General features: G+C 39.7%; 9 protein-coding genes and 1 riboswitch. Of the genes, 6 read left to right on the top strand and 3 right to left on the bottom strand.

All coding sequences use genetic code 11. The features are described from left to right. Window positions 1-7: 7 nt before the first annotated feature. The 3 genes from JK635_RS12900 to JK635_RS12890 form a co-directional block, all read right to left on the bottom strand. Window positions 8-616 carry a TetR/AcrR family transcriptional regulator gene (locus tag JK635_RS12900; RefSeq protein ID WP_202654381.1) on the bottom strand — a complete coding sequence of 203 codons (609 nt, stop codon included), beginning with the start codon at window positions 614-616 and terminating at the stop codon, window positions 8-10. Between the two features lie 398 nt (window positions 617-1,014). Then, window positions 1,015-1,776 carry an acyl-[acyl-carrier-protein] thioesterase gene (locus tag JK635_RS12895; RefSeq protein ID WP_202654380.1) on the bottom strand — a complete coding sequence of 254 codons (762 nt, stop codon included), beginning with the start codon at window positions 1,774-1,776 and terminating at the stop codon, window positions 1,015-1,017. A 104-nt stretch (window positions 1,777-1,880) separates the two neighbouring features. Beyond that, the gene (locus JK635_RS12890) at window positions 1,881-2,429 is read right to left on the bottom strand and encodes a cytochrome b family protein (protein ID WP_202654379.1); all 549 of its coding nucleotides are present in this window, start codon (window positions 2,427-2,429) and stop codon (window positions 1,881-1,883) included. A 298-nt stretch (window positions 2,430-2,727) separates the two neighbouring features. Between JK635_RS12890 and JK635_RS12885 the strand changes: the two genes are divergently transcribed. From JK635_RS12885 to JK635_RS12860, 6 genes are all read left to right on the top strand, one after another. Beyond that, window positions 2,728-2,907, top strand: coding sequence for a hypothetical protein (locus JK635_RS12885; protein WP_202654378.1), 180 nt, complete (start codon window positions 2,728-2,730; stop codon window positions 2,905-2,907). 86 nt (window positions 2,908-2,993) lie between these two features. After that, entirely contained in the window at window positions 2,994-4,889 is a 1,896-nt protein-coding gene (locus JK635_RS12880) for a methyl-accepting chemotaxis protein (protein WP_202654377.1), read from the top strand. 286 nt (window positions 4,890-5,175) lie between these two features. After that, window positions 5,176-5,263, top strand: a riboswitch (cyclic di-GMP riboswitch). Window positions 5,264-5,395: 132 nt separating this feature from the next. Next, window positions 5,396-7,441 (top strand): chemotaxis protein CheA, encoded by a 2,046-nt coding sequence (locus tag JK635_RS12875; protein ID WP_202654376.1) that lies wholly within the window; start codon window positions 5,396-5,398, stop codon window positions 7,439-7,441. 16 nt (window positions 7,442-7,457) lie between these two features. Beyond that, window positions 7,458-7,964 (top strand): chemotaxis protein CheW, encoded by a 507-nt coding sequence (locus JK635_RS12870; RefSeq protein WP_202654375.1) that lies wholly within the window; start codon window positions 7,458-7,460, stop codon window positions 7,962-7,964. A gap of 2 nt (window positions 7,965-7,966) precedes the next feature. Continuing rightward, on the top strand, window positions 7,967-10,321 hold the full coding sequence (locus JK635_RS12865) for a methyl-accepting chemotaxis protein (protein WP_202654374.1): 2,355 nt from the start codon (window positions 7,967-7,969) through the stop codon (window positions 10,319-10,321). A 175-nt stretch (window positions 10,322-10,496) separates the two neighbouring features. Then, the gene (locus tag JK635_RS12860; RefSeq protein ID WP_202654373.1) at window positions 10,497-11,318 is read left to right on the top strand and encodes a CheR family methyltransferase; all 822 of its coding nucleotides are present in this window, start codon (window positions 10,497-10,499) and stop codon (window positions 11,316-11,318) included. The last annotated feature ends 4 nt before the right edge of the window (window positions 11,319-11,322 follow it).

The raw sequence follows: 11,322 nt of genomic DNA, 5'->3' as shown, positions 1-11,322 counted from the left end.
AGGAAAATCATGTCTCTTCTGAGTTTGCATCGGAAAAATAGCGATCCAATAAAAGATCAATTCTTTTTTCCATTTCAGGAAACCGAAAACCGGTCACTTTTTCATACAATGGTTCAATCAACGCAGGCAAAAACGTTGCCCCTAATAGATGAGACATAATGATAATGAGCGTTTCCGGTTCTGTTTTGCCGATTAATTGTTCAACCGTATGCTGCATTTTCTTTATCCCGAATGCTTTCATAAAATGGATAAATTCCTTTTGACTGTCAAAAATGATGGTCCCTTCGACAAGCATTCGCTGTGCAATAAAGGGATATTGATAATAGGCATTGATGTATTGAAGCAGAAATTGCTTTAACCGCTGTCTTGGTTCGATCGAATCATCATCCAATATGGTGAACGTTTCCTTTAGGGAATCGACGAGGATTTGGATCACCGCATTGATTAACTTATCTTTGGAACCGAAATGATAATTGACAAGGCCAACGTTTACCTTTGCTTCAGAAGCAATTTTCCTCATCGTTACGCCTTCAAAGCCTTGTTTTTTAATCAGGTTCAAAGTCGCTTTGAGAATAAGCTCCTTCTTTGTGAATTCCGATTCTGTGATATTATTCATTTTTATCCCCGATTTCTGTTGTGTTTTAAACATTGTTTTAAACACTGTTTAATCTAACTATACCAATGTTTTACAAGGTGTTCATGACAACTTTTTGAACTTTTTAGCAAACTTTGCCACTAGTGGTAATGGTTAATGGAATCAGCAGAGGGTGGGCCAAGCTGGGGTCTAGTTACCCAAAAAACGAAAATGGAGATTTGTTCGGGCAGCAAGGAGCGATTTACCTATCCGAAAAAGGTCTAGGTTAGCTCAGGTCAACTGAGAATCAAAAGAAATAAAAAAGAGGTTTTAGTTTTTTCTAAAACCTCTCATTTAAGACATGATCCTGTTTTTCTAAGATTGGCGGAGCAGTTTTTTCATAAGCAGGCAGTGAACGCTCCGCAGGTGGGAGGATCAGCCTAACTGTTTTCTTTAATCGTAATGAGTGATTTGAATACCACATTATCGTCCGTTTGATTGACACCCTCTATGTATATGACATTTTCATCCACTCCTGAGGTGTCTTTAAAAAGCGTGATCGAATCACCAGGCAATGCTTCTTGATTAAAATTGAGATCAATGGTTTGAATCGTGTAGTTTTGGTGATCTGCCACCGGAAAGCAATCCATGATGTAGTCGACATATTTGGAATTGTTTAAATGACCATTAAAGTCGATGTCACTGTATCCGATGACTTTGTCGTACACTGGTTCTAACTTGCCAAAATCCTTTAGTTTTGCTAACTTTCCCGCGATGGCTCGTTTCGTTATTTTCTCCGGATAGTGAATCTGAATGAGGTCACTTCGTTTAATTTTTCGCTCTTTTATATCCATAATCACCCATTTGGATACAGCCTTGATGATTATATTCCCGCTGGCATCTTTGACAAGGTAATCACGGTCAAACTCCACCCTGGTTGGTTCCAAGGGCCAGGTTTCAATCGTAATCTCCTCATCCCAATTGGGCATCCGGAGGATATCGACGCGAATTCGGGTTAAAATCCAAGCTACCCCAAATTTCTTCTCCAGCGTTTCAATTCCAAAACCAAGGTCCGCGGAAGCCAAACTAGCGATATCTTGGAAGTAACTGAAAAGGGTGCTTAACTTTAACTGTTTGTTGAAATCAACATCTCTAAGGTCGATATGGTACTGTCTTTTAAAAATCGATGATACAGATTCCATCTCCATTACTCCTTTGCATCATGTCTTTTTATTGTACCATATCGGCATAAAAACAAGCAGTTTACCGGTGAGCCAGGGCCTGTCTAACTCTAGGGCACACGTAGTTATGAAGCAAAAATATGAATCAATCCGATTAGAATAGCCAAAGCGATCACACCTGTATGGGCGGTTCGCAGAGTTTTGGCTTTTTTATTTTTAAATAAGACTGCCCCCACGATGCCGGCAATTGCCATTAAGATAACTGCGGCTAAGCCAATCATCCCTTCACCTTCCAGTTCACCTTTGTCTAAGTACATGACAACACCATGAGTGATACTTAAGCCCAAGGCAATAACTCCGATAAAAAGATGATATTTTCCAAAAAACTTAGAGAGGGAGATAAAAAGCTTCTTCCTATCGGGGAAATTTTTTACCATGAATTTCGTCGATCTTCTGATTGGAAAAATCAGTCCCGCTGCTCCTATCGCTGCAGCGGTTCCCCAGCCAACCGTTTTACCAATATCCTCATAGTCTTTTTCATCTTTATCGTGTCCTTCATGATGTTCATACTTTTTATCGAAATCATCATCGGCTGAAACAAGGTGACTTCCTGCTGAAACAAAACCAAGAGCAAAAACAAACAACAATCCGATGAATATCACTTTATAATTCATGGAAGGAACTCCTTTCGTAAGATTTATTATCTTTAGCCTAACCGTCCAAAATGAAAAATGTCTGAAAAAGTAAGAGAATTTTTGAACTTCTTTTTGCTGTGAATTGCAGCTGCTAAAGATTTTCTTCTAAAACGAGCCCTTTATATTCGTATCCGTTGAGTGAAATCAAAAATGTCATTTTTCTGACACACAAAATGTTCTGAAAAGAATAAAATGCCAATTTCCTCCTTTGAAGGCGTTTTTTTAGCTTGATATAATATATTGAATCTATATCTCAGAATGAAAGTGAGACGGTAAAATGAAGAAAAAGAAAAATCTGTTTTCAATGGGGATCAAATTGTGGAGCAGTTATATTATTGTATTTTTAGTGATTGTGTTTATATCGTCCTTTTCCTATAAATATATAAGTGATTCAACAAGTAAAATTCATCAAATTGGTAATCAGCAAATGAAAAAGCTTCAATTGCTGGAAGTTTAAAAGAAGATGTCCTTTATATTGGCATGTTTTCTAGTAATTATTCGTTGGATGCCAGTGATAAAGGCAGAGAAAATTTGGAAAACCTCATGAATATAAAGATTGCTGATGCTAGAAAAGATATTAAAGAAGTTCATCAGTTCATTATTAACAAAGAGAATAATGACCAATTGAATATCTTTAATAAAAATTTTGAAACCTATGCTTCTGATCTTTCATCATTTCTTCAAGCCTCTAAAAGGAACGACAAAGAGGAGGCACAAAGAAAATTAACAGCCATGACGGAAAGCGGAAGCAGCACGATCGCTTCTTTAGATGTTTTAACAAAAAGAGTAGAAAAAGATAATAACAAAATCATTGCGGATGCAGAGCACCAGTCAGCTAATGCGGCAAAGCAAATTATTATTGTGTCCATTTTAGCAGAGCTATTCTGTATTGTTGTAGCCTTCATCATTACCAGACGGATCCGTCGTTCTGTCGTTGGGGTTATCCAAAATGTAGATATTACGACCGAATCTGTTATGGAAATTAAAAAGTTGATTGATGAAACCGCCAATAAGGTTCAAATACTTGAGGAGCATATGCACAGCTCAAGTGCTAATACAAAAGAATTATTGGCCTTTGTCGAGAAGCTTGCGTCAGATACCAATGGAGCCAGTTCCAGTATCGATGAAATTTCGGCTGCAATCGAACAAGCGGGAGTATCGGGAAACATCGTGGCATCAAGTGCAGATACCCTTTCAGCCTCTGCTGAGCAAACCTCTTCCGCCATTCAAGAGATGATGACCTCGATTGAACAAGTTGCGTTAAATGTCAGCAGTGCCGGGGCAACGGTTGATCAAATTTCAGCAGCAATCGAAGAAATGAGTAAGTCCATAAAAGGTGTAAGCAAGCGTGCAGAAAGCTTAACGGATGACGCAGAACAAACGGCAGATGCAGTGGAAGAAATGGTCGTTTCGATTAAGCAAATCGCCGAAAGCGCCCAAACGGTGAACCAGTTAAGCAACACCGTTCAAGATGATGCCTTGGAAGGAACGGAATCTCTGAATAAAACCTTACATGGCATGAAGGAAATTTCATTAGTCATAAATCAGGCCAGCGAAGTGATGGTAAGACTGGGAAGAAGTTCAGATGAAATTGGCATGATCATTCAAGTAATCGATGATATTGCCGATCAGACCAATCTCTTGGCACTGAATGCTGCTATTGAAGCTGCCCGTGCTGGTGAACACGGAAAAGGTTTTGCTGTGGTAGCGGAGGAAGTGCGGAAATTAGCCGAGCGTTCCGCCCAAGCAACGAAAGAAATTTCGAAGTTAATCAAGGGAATTCAAGAAGAAACGTCAGTTGCTGTTACTTCCATTAAGGATGGTGCAGATAAAGTCAAGGTTGGCAACCAGCTTGCGGAAAAAACAACCGAAGCCATTCAGAAGATTGTCAAAGGGATTGCGCATGTAACAGAGGAAATGAATCAGATTGCCAAAGCGACAGAGGAACAGACGAGGAATAGTGAAATGATTACCCTAGCGGTTGAGAATGTGAAGAAAAAGGCGTCGGAAATGACGCATTCGACGAAGGAACAATCGATCACTGCTGAGGAAATGGTGAAAGGTATCTCCGGAGCAAGTGACCAAGTACAGCAAATTTCAATTGCCACTGCAGAACAGGCGAAAGGCATCATGGAGATTGTAGAGGCAGCAGAAAATGTTACGAACCAATCTAATACGGTGAAAAATGCAACCCGGGAGCAATCGATTACTGAAGCGGAAATTGTCCGTAATATTAATAGCTTGAAAGAAATGACTGGAATAATAGTGGCTGCTGCACGTCATCAATTACAATCTAGTAAAGAAATGGCTTTGGAAATCGAAAACGATCTAAAACAAGCAGAAGAATTAAATAAAATTTTCCAAGTTCAAACAAAACAATCCGACGAAGTTGTAAAAGCAATTACTGAAGTAAACAACCAAATTGATAAAATTAAATGATGCTTGAAATGGATCTCGTCTGCTTCAAACACATCAAAATTTGGATTTTTTTGGACAATCTCCCACATGGAATAATGGACAAGGCAACGAACCCGAAACAACGGGCGTTGCCTTTTTCTATCATTGATAATGAATTTTTTAAGTAATATTGGTTTATTATGTGAATTTTTTATGTATTTGTTGTTTTAGTAATATTACGGTGACATTTTTCACAGCATCCTTTATTCACACTTTGTATATTGAAATTTAGGACTATGTACCTAACTATGATTAGAGTTTAACTCCGTTTCGATAAAGGCAAACCTTCTGAAAGGTAGGGACGCAAAGCCATGTGCCTAATGCAATTTAAATGCGATGGTTGACAGGTTACCGGATAGCTAAGTTTTGCGGAAAAGCTATTCATTTGTTGGATAGCTTTTTTCTTTTTATATAGAGTTCTGTTTGTTCTCAGGAAAAATGTTTCATACATTGTTAGCAGAAATTAATAGAGGAAAGAGGGGGAGAATATGCCGAACCAAACAGAAAATGACTCGTTTCTTGAAATGTATATTATGGAAACCTCTCAGCTGCTGGAACAACTAGAAGAACTAATTCTGGAAAGTGAGGAAGCCAAACATTTTTCGAAAAATGCCGTGAATGAGATTTTTCGGATTATGCATACGATAAAGGGTTCTTCGGCGATGATGCATCATGAAAATATTGCAGCATTGTCCCATTCATTAGAAGATATTTTCTCTTTTATTAGGGTAGAAAAACCTCAATTCATCGATTTCTCCACTCTTTCTGATTTGATTTTGGATAGCATCGACTTCATTAAAGTTGAGGTTCAAAAAGCCAAAAACCTTGATACGGTTGATGGAGAAGCCTCTTCTTTGATTGAGTCTGCCAAATCCTATTTATCAAATTTGAAAAATAGCAGAGTTGCGACAAATGGCGAGAGTCAGCAGGGAAATGATCTACAAAGGCAAGACCGGCAGGCTGCTGATATGATCGAACGGATGTTGAGTGACAGGAACAATGATGATTTAAACCTATTCCATATAACGGTCTATTTTGAAGCTGGCTGTGAAATGGAGAATGTCCGTGCGTTTCAAATTGTCTATCGATTAAAAGACATTGCCAATGAACTTTATCATATCCCGGAAGAGATCGAAAAGGAATTTATCGTTTCCAGTGAGGTGATTAGAAATCAAGGCTTTCAGATATTTATTCGGACAGAAAAATCTCGTGAGGAAATTGAGCAGCTGCTTTCTCAGTCTAGTTTTTTACAGCAGTTGAAGATTTCACAGATTAACAGAGAAGAAGAGAGAGCAAGTGCTGATGAGAGCAATTATTCACATCAGCGAAGGTCTATTGAAGAAAAGCGACTCAATAGCCAGCACACCAGTTTTATCAATGTGAATGTTTTGAGATTAGATGAACTAATGGATTTAGTGGGCGAATTAGTGATTGCTGAAGCGATGGTCACCCAAAATCCTGATTTGAACGGTCTTGAGCTGGAACAATTTCAGAAAGCGGCAAGGCACCTGCAAAAGATTACCAATGAAATTCAAGATAAAGTCATGGCTATTCGCCTAGTCCCATTAACAAGCACATTTCACAAGATGCACCGGGTCGTCCATGATATGTGTAAAAAGCTTGGCAAAACCGCTCACCTGCAATTAATTGGGGAAGAAACGGAGGTGGATAAAAGTATTGTCGAGCATATCTCTGATCCAATTATGCACTTAGTTAGAAATTCCCTGGATCATGGGATTGAATCGGCAGAAGAGCGGCGGATAAGCGGTAAGCCGGAATTAGGGGCGATTACTCTTGAAGCCAAAAATGCCGGTGGGGAAGTGATCATTCAGGTAAAGGATGATGGAAAAGGCTTAAACCGCGATAAAATTCTCGAAAAAGCGAAGAAAAGTCATTTACTACATAAAAACGAAGAAGAGCTGACGGATAAAGAGATCTACCAGATGATTTTCCTTCCGGGCTTCTCGACAAAGGAGAAGATCACCGAATTTAGCGGACGGGGGGTAGGAATGGATGTCGTCGTCCAAAACATCTCAGCCGTAGGTGGTTCTGTTTCCGTCGACAGTGTGCCCAATCAAGGTACAACCATATCTATTAAAATCCCGCTGACCCTGGCAATTATCGACGGGATGAATACAAGAGTCGGTCATTCCTATTATACCTTACCGACAACGGTGATTAAGGAATCATTCAGACCGGGGAAAAACGATGTTATCACCGATCCTGATGGGAATGAAATGATCATGATTCGCGGTCAATGCTATCCGATTCTTCGGCTTCATCAGCTTTATCATACGAAAGCGGATAAACTTCAAATACATGAAGGGATTCTGATTATGGTGGAACAGGAGGATCAGTGTATCTGTCTTTTTGTTGATGAATTATTGGGTGAGCAGCAAGTCGTGGTCAAGTCTCTGCCACCGTATATAAAAAGAATCAAAAATATTGAAACTATCTCCGGCTGTACACTATTAGGTGATGGAAGTATTAGCTTAATTCTTGATGTAACAGGGTTAATGAAGACTAGAATTTGAACGAAAGGAGCTGTAGATGATGACAGAAATAGGATCTCAAGAGGTGGAAACATGGGAGGAGGATACGCAGAAGGACAAATTTCTTACCTTTATTGTTGAAAATGAATGTTATGGAATTGAAATTAAATATGTCACCGAAATCATTGGCATCCAGAAAATAACCGAAATTCCCGAGATGCCAGACTTTATTCGGGGAATCATCAATTTGCGGGGGAAAATTATTCCCGTTATGGACATTCGGCTGCGCTTTAAAAAGCCATTTCAACCATACAACGATCGGACATGCATTGTGGTGATTGATGTTGATGATCTATCAATTGGTCTGATTGTCGATAGTGTATCGGAGGTTCTTTCGATACCGGACAGCGAAATTGTCGCTCCACCTGAAATCCATCAAAAAGGAAACAAATATGTGATGGGTGTCGGCACCGTAGGGGAGGACGTGAAATTAATCTTGGATTGCACCAAGCTGTTAAATACTGACGAAGCCCAAACTTTAGAAACAATCGGGAAGGAGCATTAGCAATGAACTGGTTAAGAAACGTGAAAATGAAGTCGAAAATATTGTTTTGTTTTTCCCTCAATGCCTTTTTAACCGTTATCGTTGGTCTGATTGCGATCAATTATGGAGATCAGTTAAGTCAAATATCTTTATTTACTAGTATCGTCATTGCTGCCATCCTCTTGAATTTATTCCTGGGATTATTCCTTTCTGGCGTGATTGGCAGACCGCTTCAGAACCTGATTCATAGTGCCAACAACATAGCAGAGGGGAATTTTGCTGTAGACCTTGATGTTGAGCGTCAAGATGAATTTGGCCAATTAATGACATCGTTCGCAAAAATCTTGACCACAACTCGTAATCAAGCCGAAGCTGCAAATAAAATTGCTTCCGGCGATCTCGATATCCATGCAGAAGTGAAGTCTGATCAGGATATCCTGTCACGGAGCTTGAAACAGGTTGTTGAAACACTTAGAACCTTAATGCATGAAATGACCCAGATGTCTAGAGAGCATGATGCTGGGGATATTGATGTGTTCATTCCCGATGGCCAATTCAACGGTGCTTACAAGACAATGGCTCAAGGCGTTAACAACATGGTAAAAAATCATATCAGTGTAAAGAAAAAAGCGATGGCTTGCATCGCCGAGTTTGCCAACGGTAATTTCGATGCTGATCTGGAAAAATTCCCGGGTAAGAAGGCGTTCATTAATGATCATATCGAAGGTTTGCGAAAAAATATTAAACAATTTATCGCCGAAATGACCAAGATGTCGGCCGAACATGATGCCGGGGATATTGATGTTTACTTACCGGAAGAAGAGTTCCAGGGTGACTTTAGGATCATGGCCCAAGGCGTCAATACGATGGTTAGAGGACACATTAACGTGAAGAAAAAAGCGATGGCTTGCATCGCCGAGTTTGCCAACGGTAATTTCGATGCCGAACTGGAAAAGTTCCCGGGTAAAAAAGCATTTATTAACGATCATATCGAAGCATTGAGAAAGAATCTTAAAGACGTGAATGCGGAAATTAGGAAACTGATTGTTGCCTCTAATGAAGGTAAGCTTAGTGAAAGAGCCAACATCGAACTCTTCCATGGGGACTGGGCGGAACTAATGGAAGGCTTAAACGGCCTCATCGATGCCATCTTGGAACCAATCCAAGAAGCTGCTGTTGTTTTGGATGAAATGGCAAAAGGAAATCTTCACGTCAGCGTAAAGGGAGAATACAAAGGCGACCATGCTAAGATCAAAAACTCGTTAAACGGCATGGGTGCTACATTATCAGGCTATGTAACAGAAATTTCCCAAGTTTTGGCAGAAATGGCAGACGGTAACTTAGATGTTGCGATCATCAATGATTACAAAGGAGATTTTGCAGAAATCAAAGATTCCTTAAATAACATTATTAATTCCTTTAATGAGGTAATGGGAAATATCCAGACAGCAGCCGAGCAAGTTGCCAGCGGTGCTAAGGAAGTTTCCTCATCAAGTGTTTCTCTGTCTCAAGGGGCAACCGAACAGGCGAGCTCGATTGAACAATTAACTTCATCGATTGAGGAAATCTCTTCTCAGACGAAACAAAATGCCGAGAATGCCAACCAAGCTAACGTTTTGGCAGAATCGACGAAAGCGAATGCGACCCAAGGCAACGAGCAGATGCAGGAAATGTTAAAGGCGATGGATGAGATCAACATTGCCTCGGAAAATATTTCAAAAATTATAAAGGTTATTGATGAAATTGCCTTCCAAACCAATATTTTAGCATTAAATGCAGCGGTTGAAGCAGCAAGAGCCGGCCAGCATGGCAAGGGATTTGCCGTGGTTGCTGAGGAAGTTCGCAATCTCGCCGCCAGATCGGCCAATGCCGCAAAGGAAACAACAGAAATGATTGAAGGCTCCATCAAGAAAGTGGAAGATGGAACAAGGATCGCGAATGAGACAGCATCAGCACTGCAAAAAATTGTTGATGATGTAGCGAAAGTCGCTCACCTCGTCAATAATATCGATGTTGCTTCCAATGAACAAGCAGTGGGCATCAATCAAATCAACCAAGGAATTATGCAAGTTTCGCAAGTCGTTCAAGAAAATTCAGCTACCTCGGAAGAAAGTGCTGCAGCCAGCGAGCAATTATCCGGCCAAGCTCAAATATTAAAAGAACAAGTGCAAAAATTTACAATTAGAAAGGGTTATTACAATAATACCTATCATGCCGGGATAGAAGATTTAAATCCGGAATTATTAAACATGCTTGAACAACTATCTGAAAAGAAAAAGGCCAATTTAGCCAAAACTCAAGCTGCCTATGCAGAGAGCGCCACGACGAGACAAAAAACAGAAATTGACTTAAGTGATACTGAATTTGGCAAATATTGAAGCCTATTTTAGGAGAGAGTCGCTGGGCTCTTTCCTTCCTTCTTTTTTAACAAATAGGGAATTTTTCCAATCTTTATTCTTTCCTATGTCGCCTAAATTCAACTACGCCTTATGAACCGTCCTTAAGGACTCGCCAGTCGGCAAGTTTTCATTTAAATTGGCTGGGAGTGATGAAATGTTCCCGTATACGATAACAGATAAAGAATTTCGACAATTAGCCGCTTATATTAAAGCCAATTTCGGAATTTACCTGAAAGAAGAAAAGAAAGTGCTTTTAGTAGGAAGACTGAGCCCCGTCCTGCAACAATTACAGATCGATACCTTTTCCGATTACTATGACTATCTTCTTTCTGACAAGAGTGGCGAAGCTCTGACCACCTTAATCAATAAAATTTCGACGAATCATACGTTTTTCATGAGGGAGGCCGGGCATTTTCATTTTTTAAAAGAAAAGGTCTTTCCGACTCTCCTCCCATCCTTGCCTAAAAAAGATTTGCGAATTTGGAGTGCCGGCTGCTCAACAGGTGAGGAGCCGTATACGCTGGCGATGTTAATTGATGAGTATCTTAACCACGAAAAAAAGCTCTGGGATAGAAAAATTCTCGCAACCGATATATCCGAGAATGCCTTATCGATTGCTAAAACGGGAATATACAATAAGCAAGCGGTGGCCTCCCTTCCTAAAAACTGGCGCTTAACTTATCTCATTCAGCATAATAATGAGGAATTTGAGGTTATTGATGACATAAAAAGAGAGATCGTCTTCCGCCGGTTTAATCTGATGAGGCCAGTTTTTCCTTTTAAAAAAAAGTTTCATATCATTTTTTGCCGAAATGTGATGATCTATTTTGATCATCAAACAAAATTAGCATTAATCGATAAATTTTATCATTGGTTAGAGCCAAAAGGCTATCTGTTTATGGGCCATTCCGAATCAATCGACAAAGAGTATCAGAAATTTCACTACATTATTCCCTCCGTGTATCAAAAAGAATGACTGG

The sequence above is a fragment of the Neobacillus paridis genome, from assembly GCF_016765675.1.
Classification (GTDB): domain Bacteria; phylum Bacillota; class Bacilli; order Bacillales; family Cytobacillaceae; genus Neobacillus; species Neobacillus paridis.
The sequence above is the reverse complement of the archived record's forward strand: the minus strand, read 5'-3'. Positions and strand labels throughout refer to the sequence as shown.